General features: G+C 59.1%; 25 protein-coding genes. 10 read left to right on the forward strand and 15 right to left on the reverse strand.

What is annotated here, in order from left to right:
- Nucleotide 1: 1 nt before the first annotated feature.
- The 6 genes from K1W69_RS08425 to K1W69_RS08450 all read right to left on the reverse strand — a co-directional run bounded on the left by K1W69_RS08425 (nucleotide 2) and on the right by K1W69_RS08450 (nucleotide 5640).
- Nucleotides 2–1015: an ABC transporter ATP-binding protein gene (locus K1W69_RS08425; RefSeq protein WP_220227938.1), complete on the reverse strand. Its 1014-nt coding sequence runs from the start codon at nucleotides 1013–1015 to the stop codon at nucleotides 2–4.
- The gene (locus K1W69_RS08430) at nucleotides 1008–2102 is read right to left on the reverse strand and encodes an ABC transporter ATP-binding protein (RefSeq protein ID WP_220227939.1); all 1095 of its coding nucleotides are present in this window, start codon (nucleotides 2100–2102) and stop codon (nucleotides 1008–1010) included. Before K1W69_RS08430 ends, K1W69_RS08425 begins: the two co-directional genes overlap by 8 nt.
- Nucleotides 2103–2104: 2 nt before the next feature.
- Nucleotides 2105–2314, reverse strand: coding sequence for a hypothetical protein (locus K1W69_RS08435; protein ID WP_220227940.1), 210 nt, complete (start codon nucleotides 2312–2314; stop codon nucleotides 2105–2107).
- On the reverse strand, nucleotides 2311–3258 hold the full coding sequence (locus tag K1W69_RS08440; protein ID WP_220227941.1) for a carbohydrate ABC transporter permease: 948 nt from the start codon (nucleotides 3256–3258) through the stop codon (nucleotides 2311–2313). Before K1W69_RS08440 ends, K1W69_RS08435 begins: the two co-directional genes overlap by 4 nt.
- On the reverse strand, nucleotides 3255–4223 hold the full coding sequence (locus tag K1W69_RS08445) for a carbohydrate ABC transporter permease (protein WP_220227942.1): 969 nt from the start codon (nucleotides 4221–4223) through the stop codon (nucleotides 3255–3257). The genes K1W69_RS08440 and K1W69_RS08445 overlap by 4 nt, the downstream gene beginning before the upstream one ends.
- A gap of 85 nt (nucleotides 4224–4308) precedes the next feature.
- Entirely contained in the window at nucleotides 4309–5640 is a 1332-nt protein-coding gene (locus K1W69_RS08450; protein WP_220227943.1) for an ABC transporter substrate-binding protein, read from the reverse strand.
- A 339-nt stretch (nucleotides 5641–5979) separates the two neighbouring features.
- On the opposite strand from K1W69_RS08450, the gene K1W69_RS08455 reads away from it, so the two are divergent.
- On the forward strand, nucleotides 5980–6501 hold the full coding sequence (locus K1W69_RS08455; RefSeq protein WP_220227944.1) for a GNAT family N-acetyltransferase: 522 nt from the start codon (nucleotides 5980–5982) through the stop codon (nucleotides 6499–6501).
- Here K1W69_RS08455 and K1W69_RS08460 read toward each other — a convergent pair.
- From K1W69_RS08460 to K1W69_RS08470, 3 genes are all read right to left on the reverse strand, one after another.
- The gene (locus tag K1W69_RS08460) at nucleotides 6477–8744 is read right to left on the reverse strand and encodes a tetratricopeptide repeat protein (protein WP_220227945.1); all 2268 of its coding nucleotides are present in this window, start codon (nucleotides 8742–8744) and stop codon (nucleotides 6477–6479) included. The two genes, K1W69_RS08455 and K1W69_RS08460, sit on opposite strands and share 25 nt — an antisense overlap.
- A 172-nt stretch (nucleotides 8745–8916) precedes the next feature.
- Nucleotides 8917–9687 (reverse strand): class I SAM-dependent methyltransferase, encoded by a 771-nt coding sequence (locus tag K1W69_RS08465; RefSeq protein ID WP_220227946.1) that lies wholly within the window; start codon nucleotides 9685–9687, stop codon nucleotides 8917–8919.
- Between the two features lie 68 nt (nucleotides 9688–9755).
- Nucleotides 9756–10277 carry a CBS domain-containing protein gene (locus tag K1W69_RS08470; RefSeq protein ID WP_220227947.1) on the reverse strand — a complete coding sequence of 174 codons (522 nt, stop codon included), beginning with the start codon at nucleotides 10275–10277 and terminating at the stop codon, nucleotides 9756–9758.
- A gap of 85 nt (nucleotides 10278–10362) precedes the next feature.
- Between K1W69_RS08470 and K1W69_RS08475 the strand changes: the two genes are divergently transcribed.
- A complete protein-coding gene (locus K1W69_RS08475; RefSeq protein WP_220227948.1) occupies nucleotides 10363–10542 on the forward strand; it encodes a hypothetical protein in 180 nt (59 codons plus the stop codon).
- 16 nt (nucleotides 10543–10558) lie between these two features.
- Here K1W69_RS08475 and nqrM read toward each other — a convergent pair whose 3' ends face one another.
- Together nqrM and K1W69_RS08485 are read right to left on the reverse strand one after the other, a co-directional pair.
- Nucleotides 10559–10792 carry a (Na+)-NQR maturation NqrM gene (nqrM, locus tag K1W69_RS08480; protein ID WP_220227949.1) on the reverse strand — a complete coding sequence of 78 codons (234 nt, stop codon included), beginning with the start codon at nucleotides 10790–10792 and terminating at the stop codon, nucleotides 10559–10561.
- Nucleotides 10793–10806: 14 nt separating this feature from the next.
- Nucleotides 10807–11829 (reverse strand): FAD:protein FMN transferase, encoded by a 1023-nt coding sequence (locus tag K1W69_RS08485; protein ID WP_258570949.1) that lies wholly within the window; start codon nucleotides 11827–11829, stop codon nucleotides 10807–10809.
- Between the two features lie 186 nt (nucleotides 11830–12015).
- On the opposite strand from K1W69_RS08485, the gene K1W69_RS08490 reads away from it, so the two are divergent.
- Genes K1W69_RS08490 through nqrF form a run of 6 tightly spaced genes read left to right on the forward strand, consistent with a single transcriptional unit; the run spans nucleotide 12016 to nucleotide 17863 of the window.
- On the forward strand, nucleotides 12016–13359 hold the full coding sequence (locus tag K1W69_RS08490; RefSeq protein WP_220227950.1) for a Na(+)-translocating NADH-quinone reductase subunit A: 1344 nt from the start codon (nucleotides 12016–12018) through the stop codon (nucleotides 13357–13359).
- A 4-nt stretch (nucleotides 13360–13363) separates the two neighbouring features.
- Nucleotides 13364–14563: an NADH:ubiquinone reductase (Na(+)-transporting) subunit B gene (locus tag K1W69_RS08495; RefSeq protein ID WP_220227951.1), complete on the forward strand. Its 1200-nt coding sequence runs from the start codon at nucleotides 13364–13366 to the stop codon at nucleotides 14561–14563.
- On the forward strand, nucleotides 14556–15365 hold the full coding sequence (locus K1W69_RS08500; RefSeq protein ID WP_220227952.1) for a Na(+)-translocating NADH-quinone reductase subunit C: 810 nt from the start codon (nucleotides 14556–14558) through the stop codon (nucleotides 15363–15365). The genes K1W69_RS08495 and K1W69_RS08500 overlap by 8 nt, the downstream gene beginning before the upstream one ends.
- Nucleotides 15365–16018 (forward strand): NADH:ubiquinone reductase (Na(+)-transporting) subunit D, encoded by a 654-nt coding sequence (locus K1W69_RS08505; protein WP_220227953.1) that lies wholly within the window; start codon nucleotides 15365–15367, stop codon nucleotides 16016–16018. The genes K1W69_RS08500 and K1W69_RS08505 overlap by 1 nt, the downstream gene beginning before the upstream one ends.
- A complete protein-coding gene (gene nqrE, locus K1W69_RS08510) occupies nucleotides 16018–16626 on the forward strand; it encodes an NADH:ubiquinone reductase (Na(+)-transporting) subunit E (protein ID WP_220227954.1) in 609 nt (202 codons plus the stop codon). Before K1W69_RS08505 ends, nqrE begins: the two co-directional genes overlap by 1 nt.
- A 16-nt stretch (nucleotides 16627–16642) precedes the next feature.
- Entirely contained in the window at nucleotides 16643–17863 is a 1221-nt protein-coding gene (gene nqrF / locus K1W69_RS08515) for an NADH:ubiquinone reductase (Na(+)-transporting) subunit F (RefSeq protein ID WP_220227955.1), read from the forward strand.
- A gap of 276 nt (nucleotides 17864–18139) precedes the next feature.
- Here the strand turns inward: nqrF and K1W69_RS08520 are convergent, their stop codons facing one another.
- Nucleotides 18140–18304, reverse strand: coding sequence for a hypothetical protein (locus tag K1W69_RS08520; protein WP_220227956.1), 165 nt, complete (start codon nucleotides 18302–18304; stop codon nucleotides 18140–18142).
- A gap of 439 nt (nucleotides 18305–18743) precedes the next feature.
- Here K1W69_RS08520 and K1W69_RS08525 point away from each other — a divergent pair, with 439 nt between their 5' ends.
- Complete coding sequence (locus tag K1W69_RS08525; RefSeq protein WP_258570950.1) at nucleotides 18744–19763, forward strand: DnaJ C-terminal domain-containing protein; 1020 nt, start codon at nucleotides 18744–18746, stop codon at nucleotides 19761–19763.
- Nucleotides 19764–19769: 6 nt separating this feature from the next.
- The gene (locus K1W69_RS08530; RefSeq protein WP_220227957.1) at nucleotides 19770–20075 is read left to right on the forward strand and encodes a chaperone modulator CbpM; all 306 of its coding nucleotides are present in this window, start codon (nucleotides 19770–19772) and stop codon (nucleotides 20073–20075) included.
- Nucleotides 20076–20114: 39 nt separating this feature from the next.
- Here K1W69_RS08530 and K1W69_RS08535 read toward each other — a convergent pair whose 3' ends face one another.
- From K1W69_RS08535 to K1W69_RS08545, 3 genes are all read right to left on the reverse strand, one after another.
- Complete coding sequence (locus K1W69_RS08535; RefSeq protein ID WP_258570951.1) at nucleotides 20115–21077, reverse strand: isopenicillin N synthase family dioxygenase; 963 nt, start codon at nucleotides 21075–21077, stop codon at nucleotides 20115–20117.
- Nucleotides 21074–22099 carry an adenosine deaminase gene (gene add, locus K1W69_RS08540; protein ID WP_220227958.1) on the reverse strand — a complete coding sequence of 342 codons (1026 nt, stop codon included), beginning with the start codon at nucleotides 22097–22099 and terminating at the stop codon, nucleotides 21074–21076. Before add ends, K1W69_RS08535 begins: the two co-directional genes overlap by 4 nt.
- Nucleotides 22100–22190: 91 nt before the next feature.
- The gene (locus K1W69_RS08545; protein ID WP_220227959.1) at nucleotides 22191–23099 is read right to left on the reverse strand and encodes an oxygenase MpaB family protein; all 909 of its coding nucleotides are present in this window, start codon (nucleotides 23097–23099) and stop codon (nucleotides 22191–22193) included.
- Between the last annotated feature and the right edge of the window lie 13 nt (nucleotides 23100–23112).

Here is a 23112-nt window from a genome sequence, read left to right on the forward strand (position 1 = left end):
GTCACGTGATCCGGTGACCGTTCTCGTCAAAAAACAACGGGTTCTTCAGGCTCAGGCTGATCGTGTCGCCCGGATTGATGCCGGCATAGGGATCAGCCAGAGTGATGATCTTTTCGCCCTCCGAACTGATATGGAGATGGTTCTGGTCGCCCAGATGTTCGATCCAGTCAACCCTGGCGTTGGCGTTGGTCTTTGAGGACGGCCGGATTTCGAGATGCTCGGTGCGCGCTCCGATCGTTCGCGCGCCGCCTGGCACGCTCTCGCATGGCAGCAATCCCGGCTTCAACAGATTGATATGGGGATGGCCGAGACGGGCGGCCACATGCAGATTGACGGGATCCGTGTAGATTTCACGCGGCGTGCCGATCTGCAACAGCCTGCCCTCGGCGAGGATGCCGATCCGGTCTGCCATTGTCATCGCCTCGACCTGGTCGTGCGTCACGTAAAGCAGTGTTGCGCCAATCTCGTTCTGGATGCGCTTGAGCTCCACCCGCAATTCGGCGCGCAACTTTGCGTCGAGCGAGGAAAGCGGCTCGTCCATGAGAAAAATCGACGGATCGCGCACCAGCGCCCGGCCGATCGCCACCCTCTGCATTTCGCCGCCGGAAAGCGCCGTGGAACGATTGGCGAGCTTGTGATCGATGCGCACCATGGCGGCGACCTTGTTGACGCGGGCGGCGATCTCGTCCTTGGGCATCCGACGCGCCGGAGACTTGAGCGGAAAAGCCAGATTCTCGAAAACAGTCAGATGCGGATAAAGCGAATATTGCTGAAACACGAACGCCACGTCGCGTTCGGAAGGCGCGCGATCGCTGACGTCTTCGCCGCCAATGACGATCCGGCCACCGTCCGGCTTTTCCAGTCCGGCGATCAGTCGAAGCGTCGTCGTCTTTCCGGCGCCGGTCGGTCCGAGCAGTACCACGAACTCGCCGTCCGCAATAACCAGGTCGACATGGTCCACGGCGACGGCGTCGCCGAAACGCCTGGTTACGGATTCAAGCCGAACTTCAGCCATGGGCGGCTCCCGCTGCTCTTCTGCGCACAGCCCGTCCCGTATCCTTGACAAACACCGACAGACGCTCGCTGTCGAGTTCAAGACCGACATTCTGCCCATGTGAAAAGGCGAGATCGGCCGGCACACGCGCCTTGACGATGCCATCCACCATGGCGATCGACACGATCTGGTTGGTGCCCAGATATTCCGTCTCGTAGACAGAGCCGCGCAGGCCGCCTTCATCGCGAAGCCGGATATGCTCAGGCCGCACCCCAATCGCCATTTCGCCGGGCGCCACGTCCTCGGCAAGCTCCGGCAGGCGGATATTGACGTGATCGATGGCGATTTCGTTGCCGCCCTTCTTGAGCCCGCCATTGAAGCCGATGAAATTCATCGGCGGCGAGCCGATGAAGTCCGCCACATACATCGACGCGGGACGATCGTAGATTTCCTGGGGCGGACCAAACTGCTCGATAACGCCGTGGTTCATGACCGCGATCTTGTCGGCCATGGCCATCGCCTCGAGCTGGTCGTGCGTGACATAGATCGTGGTGGCGCTGATGCGATTGTGGAGTTCCCGCAACTCCCGGATCATGACGCTGCGGAATTCCGCGTCGAGGGTGCCCAGCGGCTCGTCCATCAGGAAGCATTTCGGCCGTCGAACGATGGCGCGGCCAAGCGCGACACGCTGCCTGTCGCCGCCGGCAAGTCCGGAGACCGGACGATCCAGAATGTGATCGATGCGCAGGAGCTTCGCCGTTTCTTCGACCCGGCTCCGTATCTCGGCGCGACCCATGCCCTGGGACTTCAGCGGAAATCCGATATTCTTGCGCACATTCATATGCGGATAGAGCGCGAACAGCTGGAACACGAATGCGATGTCGCGTTCGCGCGCCCGATTGAAGGTCACGTCCTCGCCATCAAGCAGGATCTTGCCGTCCGTCGGCAGTTCGAGACCCGCGATCATGCGCAAGGTTGTTGTCTTGCCGCACCCGGAGGGGCCGAGCAGCGCCAGGAATTCGCCATCCTCGACGACGAAACTCGACGCCTGGACGGCGACGAAATCACCGAAGACCTTGCGAACGTTTTCAACGCGTATCTCCGACATGACTACTCCGGAAACTTCGAGACGATGATGAACATGACGGTTCCCGTCAGCAGCGTGACAAAGGAATAGGTGTAGAGGATTTCGGCGAAGGGCTGGAACATCATGAGGAAGCCCAGACCGATGAGGATCATCGCCAGCATTTCCATCGGCCCCCGCCTCAGGAAGCCTGGCCAGGCGCTCCGTGTCCCTTTGCCATTTCTCTCCACGCTCATTTTCTGACCGCTCCGAATGTGATCCCGCGCAGCAACTGCTTGCGCAGCAGGATGGTGAAAACGAGGATCGGCACCAGGAAGATCGTGGTTCCGGCGGCGACCGCCGGCCAGTCCTGGCCGCCTTCGCCAATGATGGTTGGAATGAAGGGCGGCGCCGTCTGGGCTTCGCCTGACGTCAGGAGAACGGCGAATGCGTATTCGTTCCACGCGAAGATCAGGCAGAAGATCGCGGTGGCCGCAATGCCTGTGGTCGCCTGCGGCAGCACCACCTTGAAGAAGGCCTGCATGCGGCTGTAGCCGTCGATCATCGCGGCTTCTTCATATTCGCGGGGAATTTCGTCGATGAACCCTTTCAGCAGCCACACCGCAAGCGACACGTTGACGGCGGTGTAAAGCAGGATCATGCCCATCGCCGTGTCGGACAGGCCGAGTTCGCGATACATGAGATAGATCGGGATCGCGACCGCGATCGGCGGCATCATGCGCGTTGACAATATGAAGAACAGAAGGTCGTCGGCAAGCGGCACCCGGAAGCGCGAGAACCCGTAGGCCGCAAGCGTTCCGAGAAAGACCGCAAGCACGGTCGACCCGAAACCGATGATCAGAGAGTTCATGAATCGCGGCCAGTAATTGCTCTCGCCGACGATCACCATGTTCCGCTTGCGGGTGATCTCGTCGCAGATACCCCGGGGCGGTCCGAGGCTCTCGATATATTCGTCCGTCTGCCGGCTGCGCGTCGTGAAGAGATTGCAATATCCCTCCGCCGTCGGCTCGAAGATCACCTTCGGCGGATAGCTGATGGAATCGGGCGGCGACTTGAGACTGGTCAAGAGAATCCAGGCCAGCGGGATCATCGTCACCAGCGCATAGATGATGACGACGGCTCCGGCGATCGATTTCGAAAGCCTGCCAGGCGCGACGACGGAATGTGCTGTCGTGCTCATCTTTGCTTCACCCTGTTCAGCGCCTTGACGTAGATGTTGGCGAGACCGAAGACCGCGACGAACAGGATAATGGCGAAGGCCGAGGCCCTGCCTGTCCGCCAGCTTTCGAACGCCTCGCGCTTCAGCGTGATGGAGGCCAGCTCCGTCGTCGATCCGGGTCCGCCGCCGGTAAGCAGCACCACCATGTCGAACATCTTGAAGTTCTCGATTCCGCGGAAGAGAACAGCCAGCATGATGAAGGGCAGCGCCATAGGAATGGTAATCGACCAGAACTGCCGCCAGGGTGACGCGCGATCCACCTCGGCCGCTTCATAGATATAGTCCGGAATCGACCGCAGCCCGGCCAGACAGATCAGCATCACGTAGGGCGTCCACATCCAGGTGTCCACGATGATGATCGCCCAGGGCGCCAGCGTCACATCGCCAAGCATCTGAAAGGAGGACGGCTCAACGCCAGTGAAGAACGAGACGATGTAATTGAAAAGCCCTATCTGCGGTTGATAGAGAAAGCGCCAGAAATTGCCGACCACGGCCGGCGACAGCATCATCGGAATGAGGATGACCGTCGTCCAGAAGGCGTGGCCGCGAAACTTGCGGTCGATCAGATAGGCCAGCGTAAAACCGATCAGCGTCTGCAGCACGATCGTCCAGAACACGAAATGCGCGGTCGCCTGCATGGCGAGCCAGGTGTCGCCGTCGGTCAAAACGCGTTCGAAATTGCGCAGGCCCACGCCTTTGACTTCGGCGTTGGGACGGTTCGCCCGGTAGTTTGTAAAAGAGAGATAGATCGCCCAGCAGAGCGGAAAAATATTGATGGCCAGCAGCAATATGATTGTCGGCGAGATGAATATCCAGGCGATCGCCCGGTCGGAAAGGCCCCGGAGCCGCCGCGCTACAGCAGGCGGCGTCGACCGCGCTGCAGCGTCGGCTGTTCCTTCCAGAGTTGTCGAGAAACGTTCGTTCACGATGTGATCGCCTGAAAAATACTACGGATTGCAGATACGAAACGCCGCCCCGGCGCGAACGCCGGGACGGCCGGGAGGCGCGCGGTCAATTGTTGATCTTGCCGTCGTCTTCGAAGGTCTCGGTCCAGTCCTCGATCAGCTGATCGAGCGCTTCCTTGGCCGTTCCCTTGTCGGCGACGACATAGTCGTGCAGACGCTTCTGCATATCCTGCAGCAGGATGGCGTAGGACGGCTCCTGCCAGAAGTCCTGCACCTGGTTCATCGCGACCAGGAAGTCGGCCGCGAAAGGCTGCGAGTCCTTGAATGACGGATCGTTCAGCACGTCGTTGTGAACCGAGTATCCACCGAGGTCCCACCACTTTTTCTGAACGTCAGGCTGCGAGAACCATTTGATATAGGCGAGAGCGCCGTCCATGTTGTCGGTATTGGCGACCACCGAAATGCCCTGACCGCCGAGCGTCGAGGCTGCGATGTTCTGTTTCGGATTCACGAAGAAGCCGATCTTGTCGCCGCCAACGTTCTCGTCCTTTGCAAGGCCGGGGAAAAAGGCGAACCAGTTCATCGCCATCGCCACCTGACCGGATTTGAAGGCGTCGAGCCCTTCGGTCATGTAGCTGTCGGTGTAGCCCGGAGGCGTACAGCACTTGTACAGCTCCTTGTAGGCTTCAAGGCCGGCGACGGCTTCAGGAGAATTGACGGCTCCTTCCATGTCGTAGCTGCCGGGCGTGTTTTCATATTTGAAGCCGTATGGGTACATCGCAGACGTTGCGCCCATCGTTATGCCTTCGGATGCGCGCTCGGTGAAGATTGCCGCTCCATACACGGTCTTGCCGTCGATCTCGCGGCCCTGGAAGAATTCGCCGACTTCCTTCATTTCGTCCCAGGTCTGGGGCGGCGCGAGGTCACGGCCGTATTTTTCCTTGAACTCGGCCTGCAGTTCGGGACGCGAGAACCAGTCCTTGCGGTAGAACCAGCCATTGGCGTCTCCCATGGCCGGCAGCGCCCAGTAGTTCGGCGTGCCCTTCGGCCAGGTGGAATAAGCGTTCACGGCCGCGGCCGCAAAGTCGTCCATGGAGATGTTTTCAGCTTCAAAGAAATCGTTCAGTTTGACGTAGTATCCGTTTTCGGCGGAACCACCGATCCACTGCGAGTCTCCGATAAGAAGATCGCAGAGTTTACCGCCGGCGTTGAGTTCGTTGAGAATGCGATCAGCGAAATTCGGCCACGGCACGAATTCGAAGCTCATTTCCGTTCCGGTCTGCGCCTCGAAGTCCTTGGACAGTTCGACCAGCGCATTCGCCGGGTCCCACGCGGCCCAGCAAAGCGTCAGTTCGTCGGCCTTCGCCGATACGCTCGCTGCCGCTGTCAGCGAAAGCGCGGTCGTCATTCCCAATGTGAGTTTGAGTGCTCTACTCATGATGCTCCTCCCGTTTGCAGGTCGGCCTCCTGACCGAACCAATAAAATCCCTCCTGCCCGCAGTGTTCACCCGGCCGTTTTCACAAGTCGAATGTTTAGCAGTTTGTTTAGCTAAACAGCATTTACTAAACATTGCAACCGGAAATGTCATGGTGTGCAAAACACCTTCTCGAAGTTCCAACATATTGCAATGCAACAAACAATTTTTATGAAATTTGAACATCTTGCCGCTTCTGCGCAGAGAACGAACAAGCATCGCCCGCATTCTACTAAACAACGTCTTGAGGAAATTCCGGTCGACACTAAATCAAAGGCGCTCCGTAAATCGGGAGATCGGCAATGCGTCTGCGAACCGCAATTCCTTCAGATCGACAGATCCTGGAATACTGGGACACCAAACCCCACGTCGTGTGGGCCGGCGGCGAAGATGACGCGTTCGACTGGGCTAACGAACTCCCTCGGGATCCGCCGTGGCGCCAGCTTCTGATTGCGGAGGAAGCCGATCGGCCGATCGGCTTCATGCAGATCATCGATCCGAAGGAGGAGGAGACGCACTACTGGGGCGATGTCGCCCCGAACCTACGCGCGATCGACATCTGGATTGGCGAGGAAACCGATCTCGGTCGCGGTTACGGAACCGAGATGATGCGTCTCGCACTTGAGCGCTGCTTTTCAGATCCGGACGTGACTGCAGTGCTGATCGACCCGCTCGCAAGGAATGTCCGGGCGCATGCGTTTTATCAGCGTCTGGGCTTCCGTCCGGTCGGACGGCGCATGTTCGATGAAGACGACTGCCTCGTGCACCGAATGGAACGTCGCGCCTGGTCAGTTTGCGCCTATCGCGGCCCCGATTGCCTATAGGATTCATCCAGTTCGGCCAGCAGCATGGTCGCGTCAGTATGTTCCGGATTGATCCGGACCGCCAATCGGCAATGCTGCGCAGCCGCATGTGTCACGCCCAGTTCCAGATAGGCTTGAGCCAACAGAAACTGCGGTTCGGCGGAATCGGGACTTGCCTCCGCCCAGCGCCGAAGCGCCGCCGGTATTTCAACTTCCCTGCCGCATTTCCTGAGTGTGGCTTGCCAGTCGCGGTAGATATACGCGGACCTGGGCGAGAGCAGCGTCGCCTTGTCGAAGCTGGGTATGGACGTATCGCAAGCGCCCAACTGCGCATTTGCGCTTGCATAACCGGCCTGGATATAGGCGACGTCCGGATTGATCTCCAACGCTTTTGCAAAAGCATCGCTGGCGTCCTCATAATATCCAAGTCGGAATTTGACGTTGCCTATCCCGGCATGTGAATGCACCGCATTGACGTTGTGCCTGACCGCCTCGGCAAAGCGCGCCTCCGCCTCGATATCATTACCGCGGCTGAACGCAATATTGCCAAGGCCCTCATGGGCTCTGAATGCTCCTTCCTGGTATTCGACGGCCTGGAGATAGGCGATCTCGGCCTGTTCGTGGAAGGACTTGCCTTTGTGATACCAGGCGTCGCCAAGGCCGACTGCAGCCCGGACATAGTCTTTCTTCACCTCCAGCGCCTTCTGATAGTGCTTGATCGCTTCATCGTAGCGTCGGCGACTGCTCAGCGCATCGCCGAGACCGGCGAGCGCCTGAAGATTGTCCTGACGGAATTTCAGCGCTTCGCGATAGTGCCTGATGGCGGTTTTCGGGTCGTCGTCTATACGGATATGAAGATCGCCGAGGCTTGCATTCAAATAGGCGAGCGTGCCGCTGCGATTAGGAATGTCGCGCGTCGTGGCGGTGTCCAGCCCTTCCTCGATTTTTTTAAGAGCGCCGTCATAGGCCCCCTGCTTCATCATGGCGTTGCCCCAACTCACATAAGCGAACACGAGAGCAGGTTCGATGTCGATCGCGTCCCTGAAGTAGTCGAACGCCTCGGCGTAGGCGACCTCGGCGTTCTGCGTATCGCCGACGGCAGTCAGCGCATCTCCCTTTCGCGCGAAAGCGTCGCCGAGATTGGCGTAGGCGTAGGCGATGTCGGGATCGATATCGATCGCCGTCCGGTATTTCTCGATGGCTTCATCAACATCGCCTTGGCGCATCAGGGCGTCGGCGATGTTGGCGTGCGCAGAAGCGAATTCCGGATCCAGCCTTATCGCCATTTCATACTTGACGATCGCCTCGTCCGTCCGGTGCTGGGAGAGCAGAGCATTGCCCCAGTTGCTGTAGGCCTCGGTGAGCCCCGGATCGATGTCTATTGCGTTGCTAAAATAGCCGATGGCGCTCGTATAACGCCCCGCATGCAGATCCATCACACCGAGCAAATTATTGGCAAGGGCGATGTCTTCCGAGGTTTGCGATCCCCGAAGAATGCGCCGGATGATCGTTGTCGCGCGATCGGGTTTTCGATCGTAGTAATAGGCGGCGGCGACGTAGGGATCAATTTTCTCCAACAGATCGATGGCCGCCGATCGAAAATAATCGTCCTCCAGACCAGTTTTTGAGCTGTCGCCGATCATTTCCATATTCACCGTGGCGTCAGCGCCGCCAAGAACCCGCAAACGCAGATATATTCCTTCGGTTTCGCACTCCCTTGTGCTGCAGATGAACTCGCCTGCAATCTGGATGTCTTGCCGCGAAAACAGTTTCTTCACATAATAGAGGCTGGTGTCGAACAAGGTTCCGACTTCCGGCACCGTGATTTCGACGTTTCTGGACCGGGGAATGACATCGAGATTGTTGCGCCGCACCTTGGCGGCCTGCTCCACGTCGTTGATGGCGTCCACGAGGCGGTCCGCCGCGACGTCTCCCGAGTAACCAAGCTGCGTCAGCATGGCCGGCGCCTTGATGGGTTCGACGATCAACTTGCGTTCGGAGAAGGCCAGATAGACGGCGAGAAACGCCAGAAAGGCGACCAGAAGGATGAACAAGATGTCGAAGAACAGCGAGCGGAAGCGTCCGACGCCTTCGACAAGGCTTTTCAGCCTGTCTGTCCGCGCCCGTTTCGCCGGTGGTTTTTCCGGCGGCGCTGGCACATAACTGACAGGACCATACTGCACCGTGACCGGCGCTATGGAATAAACTGAATAATTCCCTGACGGTCCTTTATCTTCCCTGTCGCCTTCGGACATGCCACTCATTCTACTCCACCAATGGAATTGGCGGTGTGATTTTGATCACCAGTCGTGAAGAAGCAGTATAACCGAAAGAACAACAAATGGTAATCTTCACGCAAACAGTCTTAACGCGTCATTGGACTGCATTAGCACAGTGCGAATATTGGTTTTGTGCTTTGAGCCCCGGATGAGTTCATCATCCAACTTTTTCCAAACGCCAAACTTGTTCAACCGGATATTTTTTGGCCCATTCGGCAGGAACAAAGGCGCGCGTGTCTGTCACGGAATCCGGCGCGAATACCTCGTGATAGCCCTTCACCGCAAAACCGATCGCGGCGAAGAGCTCCATCCAGCCGGATATGGTCAGATTGAAGCACACGCCGCTTGGTTCGAACTCGACCTCTGTCCAGTCCGCGCCCCACATTCCTCGATAGGGGCGGTGCAATGTCGTGTCACAGGGCGCGCCGCTTTCAGGCGAGCAAAGAAGCACCAGGGGGTGGTTGCCAAGAAACACAAGCGTTCCCCCAGAGCGCAGCAGGCGCCAGGCTTCCCGCAGCCATGCTTCGGGCGGGCACCAGATCGCCGCGCCATATTCCGAGATCGCGAAATCGAAGGAGGAGTCCTCCAGCCCTGTCGCCTCGGCGTTTCCCTCGATGAAGGTAATATCGGCGCCGTGCTCATGCGCCAGCCGACGCGCCGTGGCCAACTGATTGGCGGAAACGTCGATTGCCGTGACCCGCGCGCCGCGTCGCGCCATCCAGCCGGAGACATAGCCCGTGCCGCATCCCAGTTCGATTGCATCTTTGCCGGTCAAATCTTCGGGAATCAGTTTCAGGGACTCGTCCGACACGCTCCAACTGCCCCAGACGGGCGTCTCGGCCTTCCAGAGGCGCTCGCCCCCGGCGATCCAGTTTTCAGCGTCCGCATTCCAGACGTCTCGATTGATGGCGACATGATCGCGCGTCATCGGAAAACCCCCAAAGCGTCAGGCGAAACAAAACGACCACAGTCCGTCGATACGACGGCGGCCGGCGACTACCCCACGATCAATTGCTTGAGTTGCAAGGCCTCGTATTCCAGCTGCAGAAGCCTGTAATTCACCACGTCGCCTATGGTCACCATGCCAATCAGACGCCCTTCCTCAACAACCGGCATATGGCGAAAACGTCCATCGGTCATGCGTCGCAAGACTGACACCAGGTCATCTGTTGGGGAACAAACTTCCACGTTTTTGGTCATCACTTCGTCCACGCGGTGCGGCAGCGTTCGTCCCGGCGCATCGGCCAGTTTGCGCACGATGTCGCGCTCGGAAAGAATGCCAAGCAACGCGCCATCCGTTTCGGTGACGATGAGGGCGCCGATGCCTTTGTCCCGCAGCAACTGCACTGCGTCGCCGAGCGTATCGTCGGGACGTATGCCGATCACATCGCCGCCCTTGTGGGCGAGGATCTTGTGAACGGTCGCCGCCTCTTTGGAGATATTGGTGTCGAGAGACTGACTGTGCGTCGTCTCGTGTTCGTCGTCCTTCTGCAGGGGCGGTTGATATGATTCCGGCATTGGCCTCGCTCCTCCCTTGAACATTGGTGCGCCTTCGTGGCACCTACCTTAAACCTGTTCGGGAAGCTGTGGGAGCCCCTGTTTCGTGATAGATTTCACCCTGACGCCAATCTGGGCGACGCTGTTGTTCATCCTGGGTTGCGTGATGGGATACCAGTATCGCCGGGTATGGAAGGCGGAGGGCCCGACCTGGCAGTTGTGGCTGTTCGGACTGGCGGCCGCAGGAGCGTTTCTGACCCTCGGCTTCGTACCGGTCATACCCTGACGCGGTCGGATCAGGATCAGTCGGCCTCGACCTTTTCCAGCATCCGCCGCGCCCTGGGGCAGGCAAGCCTCTCGACCAAAGGGCTGTCCGGATCGATTTCCTTCTTGCAGACCAGGCAATGATCGGCGCCGGCAATCGCGTTGAGCCCGCCGCAGCTTCCCTTGATGGTGCGTCCCATCAGGATCACGCCCAGCGACATGCCGAGCGTGACCAGCATCAGGAGACCGAAAGCGAAGAGAAAGGTCGTCATGGCAAACCGCCCCGCTACGCCTGCAAGGCGGCGAAAGTCTTGCTGGGCTTGATGACGTAAGGTTTTTCCGCCCCGTCAGCATCGACGAACAGCACGGCAAGGCCCTGTTCGTCAGCGATCTCCAGACCGCGCTCGCTGCCAAGCACGAGCATGGCTGTCGCCCAGGCGTCGGCCAGCATTGCGTTCTCGGTCAGCACAGTCGCAGACGTTGTGGCGTGCGTGATCGGTCTGCCCGTCTTCGGGTCAATGACGTGGGAATAGCGCTGGCCGTCCTGTTCGAAGTAGTTTCGGTAATCGCCGGATGTCGCCATGCCGAGGCCGGACGTCTCGACCACCTGCAGCACCGAGCGACCGGTCCTGTCCGGCGTTTCAATGCCGATCCTCCAGTTCTGACCATCCGGATTCTTGCCGGACGTGTAGAGATCGCCGCCGATTTCAATCATGTAGTCGCTGACGCCGAACGATTCGATGGAAGCGGCGACCCGGTCGACCCCGTAGCCCTTGCCAATGGCCGCAAGGTTGAGTTCAACGCCCGGCTCCAGCTTGCGCAGACGGCCGTTCTCAAAGGCCAGCGTCCGTTCCTGTCCCGAAAGGCTGAGCGCCGTTGCGATCTCGGCGTCCGACGGCGCGTCGCTCCGGTCCCGACCGGATCCGAAACCCCACGCGTCGACGAGCGGTCCGACTGTTATGTCGAAACGACCGTCACTGGCGGAGTGCACGTCCTGCGCAGCCTTGATGACCTGCGCCAGCGCCGGAGACACCGGCGTCGCTTGCGAGGTCGTGGCGTTGAAGCGGGAGATCTCCGAGCCACGGTCCCAGTTCGACATCTGGTCGTTCACTTCGGCGAGCGATGCTTCGACGGCCTTGCGCAATTCGTCCCGGTCAACTGTTCCGCCATGGTCGACACCCACCAGATTGTAGGTCGTGCCCATCGTCTGCCCGGACAATTCCAGTATCGATGATCCTGGCTTGCAGGCGGCCAGAGCAGCCGTCATCAGGAGGAACGAGCGTCGGGAAAATTTCATATAGTCGGCCAAGGATAAAATCCTTTGAAATGAGGTGATCGGTCTATGACCTTTCTTGCGGATGGGTTTTCTTCGACATTTCGTTTTGTTTCAAGTCAAAATTTTTTTCCCAAAAGCCTCAAAGCGGTTTTGACCCTTGATGCCGCGTTGCATATAAGCGGGCGTCTTTACAGTTCATTTCTCGGGAAACAATCATCCGTGCAGCAGTTCACGTTACGAAAAGGTCTCGACATTCCTGTTCTGGGCGCGCCTGTTCAGGACATTGAAAACGGTCCGATTGTCAGAACTGTCGCAATATTGGGAGACGACTATCTCGATCTCAAGCCGAGGCTCTCCGTCCAGGAAGGCGATGTCGTCGGCGCGGGATCTCCGGTGCTCGCCCACAAGGATTTGCCGGATGCGATCATCGCGTCTCCGGTGTCCGGGAGAGTGAAAGCGATCAACCGCGGCGCGCGGCGCAGGCTGATCAGCGTGGAGATCGAAGTCGACAAGAATGCCGCGCCGCCTGTGGATTTCTCCGACGTTGGAGACATAAAAACCACGGAAGGGCTCGTTGAGCGGCTCTGCGCGGCCGGACTTTGGACCTCTTTCAGAACGCGACCCTATTCGAAAATCCCCGATCCTTCGACGCGTCCCGCCGCCATCTATTTGACAGCGATGGACACCGAACCACTGGCCGCCGATCCGGAAATCGTTATCGCCGACTCCGCCGACGATTTCGCGCGAGGGCTTGGCGCCGTCGCCCAATTGACAGAGGGGCCCACCTACCTGTGCCATGCTGCAGGCTTGGCGCTTCCCGGTTCCGACGCCCCGGGCGTCGAGCCGGCAGCCTTCAGCGGTCCGCATCCTGCCGGACTTGCTGGCACGCACATGCATTTCCTCGAGCCGCCCACCGCTGAAAAGATCGTCTGGACGATCGGCTACCATGATGTGATCGTGATCGGACGATTGCTCGCCACGGGTCGTTATGACGCATCCCGCGTGATCGCTCTGTGCGGACCGGTTTGCGCCAAACCGCGATTGATCCGCACAATCGCCGGCGCGTCGTTGATCGATCTGACGCAGGGAGAATATCCGCAGAACTTCCCTGTGCGAATGATTTCCGGTTCGATCCTGAGCGGAAGGGCCGGCGATGGGCCCGCCGCCTATCTTGGACGCTATGCGCGACAGGTCACGCTCATCGAGGAGGATCACAAGCAGATACCCATGGGCTGGATCCGGCCCATGCCATCGAAGTTCGCCGTCCAGCCGGTTCTTGGTTCGGCGTTTTCGCGGAAACTGTACGCACTGACCTCCAACCTCAATGGCGGCCGGCGCGCCATGGTCCCGACAGGCACTTTCGAGCAACTCATGCCGCAGGATTTCCTGCCGACGCAACTGCTGCGCGCGCTACTCGTCATGGATTCGGATCAGGCGCAGGCGCTCGGCGCGCTCGAACTCGATGAAGAAGATCTCGGTCTCGTAGGCTTCGCCTGCCCCGCCAAATACGAATACGGCCTGGCCCTGCGTGATTGCCTGACAAAGATCGAGAAGGAGGGCTGACGCCTTGGGTCTGCGAGATTTCTTCGACCGAATTGAACCCAATTTCCTGAAAGGCGGGAAATGGGAGCGGCTCTTCCCCGTCTACGAGATGGTGGAAAGCTTCATCTACACGCCCAAGACCGTGACAACAGTCGCTCCGCACGCACGTTCGTACGTCGATATGAAGCGGATCATGACCTACGTGGTCCTGTCGACGATCCCGGCGATTATCATGGGGCTTTACAATGTCGGCCTGCAGGTCAATACGGCGATCGGCGTCTATGGCGCTTCCGGCTGGCGCGCCTCCCTTCTCGAATTCTTCGGCATAGGTTTTGACCCGGCCAATCCGATCGCCAATTTCCTGCACGGAGCGCTCTATTTCCTGCCGATCTACATCACCACCCTGGTCGTCGGCGGCCTGTGGGAAGTGCTGTTCGCAACGGTTCGCCGGCACGAGGTCAACGAGGGCTTTCTTGTCACTTCCATGCTCTACGCCCTGATTTTGCCGCCAAGCACTCCGCTCTGGCAGGTGGCGCTCGGCATTTCCTTCGGCGTGGTGATCGGCAAGGAGATCTTCGGCGGCACGGGAAAGAACTTTCTCAATCCGGCGCTTGTCGGACGCGCCTTCCTCTACTTCGCCTATCCCGCCTATATGTCCGGAGACCAGATCTGGACCCCGGTGGACGGCTTTTCAGGCGCGACCGCCTTGTCTGTCTCGGCGTCAGACGGCTACACGGCGCTGATGACTCACGGCGTCACCTGGTTTGACGCGTTCATCGGAACCATCCAGGGCAGCATCGGCGAGACATCGACGCTCGCCTGCTTCATCGGACTGGTGTTCCTGCTGATAACAAAAATCGCCAACTGGCGCATGGTGGTCGGTTGCCTGGCCGGAATGATCGGCCTTGCGACGCTTTTCAATGTGATCGGTTCCGACACGAACCCGATGTTCGCCATGCCCTGGTACTGGCACCTTGTGCTGGGCGGCTATGCCTTCGGTCTGGTGTTCATGGTCACGGAGCCGGTTTCGGGCTCCCATACCAATCTTGGCCGCTACATTTACGGCGCGTTGATCGGGGTCATGGTGGTCATGATCCGGGTGGTCAATCCCGCCTTTCCGGAAGGCATGATGCTCGCTATCCTGTTCGGCAATGTTTTCGCGCCGCTGATCGATTACTTCGTCGTTCAGGCCAATATCCGCCGGAGGGCCAGACGCCATGCCTGATCAACCGGAAACCCGCAAAGGCGTCATCCGCCGCTTCCTGGACATGTCGCCCGACTCTGCGCCGAAAACCGTCTTCGTGGCGGTTGCGCTTTGCCTTGTCGCATCGATGATCGTGTCCGCCACTGCGGTTGCGCTCCGGCCGCTCCAGGAAGTCAACGCGCTGAAAGACAAACAGGTCAACATCCTGCAGGTGGCCGGCATTTACCAGCCCGGCGAAGATGTCGCCGACGCCTTCGCCGCATTCGAGGCGCATGTGCTGGATCTCGATACGGGTCAATTCACCGACAAGTTCGATCCTGCCGAGTTCGACGACCGGGCCGCTGCGGACGATCCGCAAACCTCGGTGGAGTTGGAAGACGATCCGGCCGGCATCGGCAGACAGGCGCGTTACGTGACCATTTACCTCCTCCGCAACGACAGCGGCGGCGTCGACAAGGTCATTCTGCCGCTTCACGGCTATGGGCTGTGGTCGACGCTTTACGGATATATCGCTGTCGAGAATGACGGCAACACGATCTACGGATTGCAGTTCTACGATCATGCGGAGACGCCCGGGCTCGGCGCCGAGGTAGACAATCCACGCTGGAAAGCCCTTTGGAGCGGCAAGAAGCTTGCCGATGAAAATGGCGATCTGCAGATAACGGTGGCGAAAACCCCGCCCCCGGCCGGGCGGGAATACTATGTCGACGCCTTGTCCGGCGCGACGCTCACCTCGCGCGGCGTGGACGCGCTGGTTCGGTTCTGGCTTGGCGAACGCGGCTACGGGCCTTTCCTTGAAAATCTGAAGGCAGGAGACATCTGATGGCGCAGACGAGACGCACGTTGTTGATAGACCCGCTGGTCGACAACAACCCGATCACCTTGCAGGTCCTTGGCATCTGTTCGGCGCTGGCGGTGACGTCCTCTCTGAAGGTTTCGATGGTCATGGCCATCGCCGTCACGCTGGTGACCGCTTTCTCCTCGATGTTCATCTCTGTTCTGCGCAACCAGATACCCGGTTCCATCCGGATCATCGTGCAGATGGTCATCATTGCGTCGCTCGTAATCGTGGTCGATCAGGTGCTCAAGGCCTACGCCTATGACATCTCGAAAACATTGTCGGTGTTTGTCGGCCTCATCATCACCAATTGCATCGTGATGGGACGCGCCGAAGCCTTCGCGATGAAGAACCCGCCGATCGAGTCCTTCATCGACGGCGTCGGAAACGGGCTTGGTTACGGACTGATCCTGATGCTGGTGGGAACCGTTCGCGAACTCTTCGGCGCTGGCAGCCTGTTCGGCGTCACCATACTGCAGACGGTCAATAATGGCGGCTGGTACGTGCCCAACGGGTTGCTCCTGCTCCCGCCTTCGGCTTTCTTCGTGATCGGCCTTCTGATCTGGGGATTCAGAACCTGGAAGCCTGCACAGGTCGAGAAACGTGAGTTCCGTATCCAGACGGTCGAGGCGCATTGATGGAAGCCCTGATTTCCCTCGCCGTCAAAGCCATATTCGTCGAGAATATGGCGCTGAGCTTCTTCCTTGGCATGTGCACCTTTCTCGCCGTGTCAAAGAAGATATCGACGGCCATCGGGCTCGGCATTTCGGTCACGATCGTCCAGGCGATCACCGTTCCGGCGAACAACCTTCTGCTGACCAACCTCCTGAAACCCGGCGCGCTAGCCTGGGCGGGCTTTCCCGATGTCGACCTGACCTTCCTCGGACTGATCTGCTACATCGGGGTGATCGCGGCCATCGTGCAGATCCTCGAGATGGTCTTGGACAAGTATTTTCCCCCGCTTTACAACGCCCTTGGCATCTTCCTGCCGCTCATCACGGTGAATTGCGCCATTTTGGGCGGATCGCTGTTCATGGTGGAGCGCGACTACGACTTCACCGAGGCGTCGGTTTACGGCGTCGCCTCGGGACTTGGCTGGGCGCTGGCGATCACCGCCATGGCCGGGGTGCGCGAGAAACTGAAATATTCAGACATACCCGACGGTCTTCAGGGCCTCGGCATTACCTTCGTCACAGCCGGGCTCATGGCCATGGCGTTTATGTCGTTCAGCGGCGTGAAACTCTGAGACGGATCGTATCGATATGCAGACTTTCACACTAGGCGTCCTGCTTTTCACACTCATCGTCCTGGCGCTTGTCACGATCATCATGCTGGCGCGGTCGAGGCTTGTTTCCACCGGCAACGTCAACATCACGATCAACCACGAAAAGACGATCTCGGTTCCCGCCGGCGGCAAGCTTTTGCAAACACTGTCCGCAGAAAAACTCTTCGTGCCTTCCGCCTGCGGCGGCGGCGGCACATGCGCGCAATGCCGCGTGCGGGTGCTTTCCGGCGGCGGCTCAATTCTTCCGACCGAAGAAAGCCACATAACCAAGCGCGAGGCCGCGCATGGCGACCGGCTTTCCTGTCAGGTCTCGGTCAAGCAGGACATGGAGGTCGAAGTTCCGGAAGAAGTGTTCGGCGTCAAGAAATGGCAATGCACGGTGCGCTCCAACGACAACGTCGCGACGTTCATCAAGGAACTTGTCCTGGAACTGCCGGAAGGCGAAAACGTGAATTTCCGGGCGGGCGGCTACATCCAGATCGAAGCGCCCAAACACAAGCTCAGCTACAAGGAATTCGACGTCGGCGAGGAGTATCGCGAGGACTGGGACAAGTTCAATCTTTGGCAATATGAATCGGTGGTCGACGAGCCGGTCGAACGCGCATATTCCATGGCGAATTATCCCGAAGAAAAGGGCATCATCATGCTGAATGTTCGCATTGCTTCGCCCCCGCCCGGTTCCGAAGGCATTCCCGCCGGCCTGATGTCGTCCTACATCTTCAACCTCAAGCCCGGCGACAAGGTGACGATCTCGGGACCGTTCGGGGAGTTCTTCGCGCGCGACACCGACAAGGAAATGATTTTTGTCGGCGGCGGCGCCGGAATGGCGCCCATGCGCAGCCATATTTTCGACCAGCTCAAACGGCTGAAAACAAAACGGAAGATCAGCTTCTGGTACGGCGCGCGCTCGAAGCGCGAGATGTTCTACGTTGAGGATTTCGACGGTCTGGCCGCTGAAAACGACAATTTCGAGTGGCACGTCGCGCTCTCCGACGCGTTGCCCGACGACAACTGGACCGGTTACACGGGCTTCATCCATAACATCCTCTTGCAGGAATATCTGAAGGACCATCCGGCGCCGGAGGATTGCGAATACTATATGTGCGGCCCACCGATCATGAACCAGTCTGTCATCAACATGCTGCTGGAACTGGGCGTTGATCGCGAAGACATCATGCTTGACGATTTCGGCGGCTGACGACCGCAGCCGCAAGACATAAAAAAGAGCCGTCCGAAGCTTCAGACGGCTCTTTCCAAGCTCTAGGGAGATGGGTCAGTTAGGGTAAGACCCAATCAGACGTCACAAGGACGAAGGGCTGCCTTCAGATCCCGTTACCTCCGATTTTCCTGACTTCAATCTCCAATATCGCTTTAGACATTGGACCACCTCCTTTCTGTTGTTGAAACCTGAGTCTCAAGGTGCAGGCGCTTCCTGAAATAGTCAAGAGGGTGCACTGCAATATTGCCAGCGGCGCTAATCGCACCAGTATTTGTCTTTCACACCCTTGGTGACGCCGATGTCCTTGAGGAGATGCGGCGAAAGTTCGCTCATGCCTCCGTGCGTCTTTCGGGTCGCCTTCCTGTTAAACTTGGCGGCGTTTCGTCGCCGCAGTCCGAGAATATCCCTGATACTGTGCATATCGCTTTCCTTCATATGACGTCGCCGGTTCAGCGAAGGACGAAGCAGCGCCCGGCGCGCAAGGGCGCCGGTTCACACGCTTTCCTGTCGGGATGAGCCGCTTTTTCGGCTACTCCTGCCGCCGGACCGACGATCCGGAGCGAGGGCAGGCAGCGGCGCAAGACCGGTTTGCCTGTTGTCCGGAAAAAAACAGCGATGGTTTCATCAGCCCGCTGTCCTCACAATATAAGACTGTGACGGGCTTATCCATCGCGGCCAGAGCCCAGATAGGCAGTGCGTCAGTCCGAAACAAGAAGTCGGCGGCGATTTTTTCGATCATGAATGATCTGTCCATGATCGTTGAACGCGCAAGGATTCCACTTACATTAGGCGTGCGACACAACCCCGCAAACCTGGCGATTCTCAAACCGGACACTTCCGGACGCGCCGGCAAGCGGATATGGTCGCGCTGCCGGATCAACTCAATAAGGGCCGCGACTATCTCCACGGCCAGCTTCGGAAGGAGCGCATGGATTACAAGGACTATTACAAGGTTCTCGGCGTCGAACGCGAGGCGACACAGGACGATATCAAGCGCGCCTATCGCAAGCTGGCGCGCAAGTACCATCCTGACGTCAACAAGGAGGCCGACGCCGAAACCAAATTCAAGGACGCCGGCGAAGCCTACGAAGTTTTGAAGGATCCGGAAAAGAGGGCTGCTTACGATCAACTCGGGGCCAACTGGCAGGCGGGTCAGGACTTCCGTCCGCCTCCGGGCTGGGACAGCGGATTTGAATTCTCCGGCGGCGGATACACCGAAGCCGACCAAGAGGCGTTCAGCGATTTTTTCGAGAGCCTTTTCGGCCAGGCCCGCTCGGGCCGGACCCGGTATCAGGGAAGCAGGGAGTTCCATGCTCCGGGCCAGGATCATCACGCACGCATAGAGATCGCCTTGAAGGACGCCTATGAGGGCGCGACACGGCAGATTGGTTTGCATGCGCCGCAGGTCGACCCGGCCGGTCACGTCACGGTCAAGGACCGAACGATCAAGGTCACGATCCCCAAGGGCATACTTCCGGGACAGCACATCCGGTTGGCCGGGCAAGGCACGCCGGGGATCGGCAAGGGCCGGGCCGGCGATTTGTATCTTGAAGTCGCCTTCAAGCCGGAGCGCGGGTTCAGCATCGACGGACGCGACGTCTACATGGATCTGCCGATCACCCCCTGGGAGGCGGCGCTGGGCGGCAAGGTCAAGGCTCCGACACCGTCAGGCTCGGTGGAACTGAAAATTCCACCCAACGCGCGCTCGGGTCAGAAGCTTCGTCTGAAAGGGCGCGGATTGCCGGCGAAACCCGCCGGTGATCTTTATGCCGTCCTGCAGATTGTCACGCCGCCGGCCGACACGCCGGAGGCGCGGGAAATCTACGAAAAAATGGCGCGTGAACTCGACTTCAATCCGCGTTCGAAATCGGGAGGTTAACCGATCATGGCGAAGAAATCGGCGGAAGCCGTCTCAGCGGAACTGATTGAAGCCCTGACCCTGGCCGAACTGTGCAGGTCCTGCGGCGTTCGGGCGGACTGGATCATTGAACTGGTTGAAGAAGGCATTCTGGAGCCGACCGGTCGCGAACCGTCCGCCTGGCGATTTACGGCAACCAGCATACGCAGGACGCGCACAGCCTGGCGACTGCAGCACGACCTCGGTGTAAACCGGGCAGGCATCGCCGTCGCCCTCAATCTCATCGAGGAACGCGAGCAGCTCTATATAAGGCTCCAGCGCGGGGAGCGATAGTCCGGCGCATCAGTCCGATAAATCAGTTCCGGAATTCGGTCATGAAACCAGGCCGCTCTTCTCGTAAGTCGGGTTGAGGCGGCTTTCGAGATAGTCGTCGCCGCGGATAGGCGGATATTTGGCCGGCGTCTCTTCCGTCGCACATCCAGGCAGGCATTCCACGATCGCCTCCGGATTGGGATCCAGGAAGAACGCGACCGAATAACGCTCGCGGCCGGGAGGGCTGACCACGCGATGCGGCGTGGATACGTAGACGTCATTGGTCCAGCGCATCAGACAATCTCCGATATTGCAGACGAAGGTGTCCGGGATATAGGGCGCGGCGAGCCAGCGTCCGTCTCTCGAGTACACTTCCAGCCCGCCGACTTCGTCGGTCGCCAGAAGCGTCACGCATCCATAGTCTGTGTGCTCTCCGGCGCCCAGCTGACCTTCATCGAGGGCTGCAGGCCTCGGCGGATAGTGCAGAAGACGCAGGGTCGCCAGCGGCCGGCTCAGCTTGTCGTCGAAAAAGTCCGTTTCGATGCCGAGTTCTGTCGCAAAGGCGCAGTGCAGCGACTTCCCGAGCGACCACACGGCATTGTAGTAATCAAGCATTGTGTCTTTGAAGCCAGGAACCTCCGGCCAAAGATTGAGCGCCCGAAACCGCGCCCCGGAAACGATCTCAGGATCGTCGGCGGGCAGTTCCAGGCCGATATTGAAGGCTTCCTTCAGGTCCGGCGCCTTTGTCGGATCGAGGGATTCGCCCTTCATCGGAATGAAGCCGCGATTGCCGCTGGCCGCCGAATACAGCGATTTTCGTTTCAGCTCCTCCGGACTGTCGAAGAACTCCTTCGCCTTGCTGAAGACCGCTTCACGCAAGGACGCCGGAACGCCATGGCCGGCCACATAGAAAAAGCCGATCCCTCGGCACGCCTCTCCGATCTGATCGGCGACGTGCCTCCGTCCGGCTTCTCCGCCTTCAAAAAGCGGCTTCATGTCGATTACGGGTATCGTGTCAGTCATTGTCCTGCCTCAGCATATGCTTTGTCGATTTCTTTCGACCAGTCCGCCTTCCATTGCCGCTTCGTGGTCTCGTCAAGCCAGGACGCATCGAGGCTCGTCAGAATAGCGGCCTTTAGGTCGTCCAGAGAAAACCCCAAACTATCGTAGGCGATTTCGAACTCCTTGCCGAGATCGGTCGCGAACATCGGCGGGTCGTCGGAATTGATCGTCACCGCGAGTCCTGCTTCGCGCATCCGGCGGATCGGGTGATCGGCGGCGTCAAGGTCACGCCAGGCGGTGGTGTATTGTGTGGTCGAGGGACAGCAGGTGAAAACGACGCCCTCTCCGAGACAGCGCTCGATCAACGCCTCGTCATTGACGATATTGTAGCCATGATCGATGCGCTCGACCTTCAGCGCGTCGAGCGAACCGGCGATGAAGGCCGCCGGACCGGATTCGCCGGCATGCGCCGTCAGACGCAAACCATTGTCCGCAGCGCGGGCAAACAGGTCGGCGAACGGCTCCGGCGGAAAAGGCGCCTCATTGTAATCGAGGCCCAGACCGATCAGTTCGTCACACCGATTGTCGAGGATTTCATCGAGATATTCCTCGCCGGCCGCTGGCCCCAGTTCCCGGTTCACGCCGGGTATGAACCGGGAGACGATCCCGAGATCGGCTTCGGCGTCCGCCATGCCTGCCCGAATGCCCTCGAACTGCTGCTTGAAAGCCACATTTTTATGGGCGTGCGGACTGATAAAAAATTCCATGTACCGCGCGCCGTTGGCTGCGGCCGACTGCAGCATTTCATAGGTGATGCGGTGGAAATCGTCCACCGTGATAATACTGTCCGCGATCGCGCCATAGATCGCCAGGAACTCGGCGAGATCGGCGTAGGAATACAGATCCTCGACCTGTTCGCATTCCGGCAGCGCGACGTTGTTCTTCGCAGCGAGCTCCATCGCCGTAGCGGGAAGGATCGCCCCTTCAAGGTGGATATGGATCTCGGCCTTTGGCAACGAGCGGATCAGTGAATTCGTGTCCATTGTTGCAACGCCCCTTCTCCTGTTGCGACGCAACAATCGTGTCGTGCGGAGCGGTCACTTGTCAACGGCATTGATTGCCGCAGTCGGACCTTCACCCGCGATAGAGATAATCAACGGGCAGACCGAGACGAAGGCAGGATTGCGCCGGAGGCGCTTCGGCAAGGACTATGCGATCGGCCAGTCCGCCTGCTTGTCTGATGATATTGTCCTGCCAGGGCTTGAGACCAAGAGATGGATCGAGCCCCAGGATATTCCGAATCCGATCCGGAACAATATCCACGGCCGCGCCTACGAGCAGCCTCTGGACGGGCTTGAACGCCGGGGAAAGAACCGGAGCGTCCTTGATGATATCGAGAAATTCGAAGAGAATTGGGGAGGCGGTCATGCGCGGCTCCAGCCGGGCAAGAAGCCAGTGGAACTCTGCTCTCGAAGACGGAGCGCCTGTCGCGCTGTAAAGTCGGGCGGCTGGCAGCCCCTCGTCGAAACAGCGGTCTATGCAGTTCTCGTCCAGATGCTTCACGTAGCGACTGTAACTTTCGGTGAACCCGTAAATCGCCGTCGCCTGAACCCAGTTCAGAAGGTCGACGTCACTGGCCGAATAAGTCTCGCCGGCCTCCGTTACGCCGGAGATCTTGTTATGCAACCGCGTCACGTGATCGATCATGTCGCGCGCCTTGGCTTGCGCGCCATAGACCGTGACCATCGCCGCAAGTCCGGTTCGCTGCAGGCGCTCTACCGGCTTGGTTTTGAAACTGGAGTGATCCCAGACGCCGCTCCGCACGCCCGGAAGGGCGAACTCCATGATCACCGCCGCGACGCCGCCCACAAAGAGCGACACCGGGTTCTTGAACACGATCCACGAAACAGACGACGCAGGCGCCAAGGCTGGCTCGCCTGCGGGCTTCGAGAAATCGAAAGCGGGAACGCCTGCCCCCTGAAACAGACCGGCTGTCCAACGATCAATGAACTGGGGGAGATGGTATGGACCGGACAGATGCATCGTAATCCGCCCG

Origin of the sequence: Flavimaribacter sediminis (assembly GCF_019492055.1) — a bacterium.
GTDB lineage: Bacteria > Pseudomonadota > Alphaproteobacteria > Rhizobiales > Rhizobiaceae > Flavimaribacter > Flavimaribacter sediminis.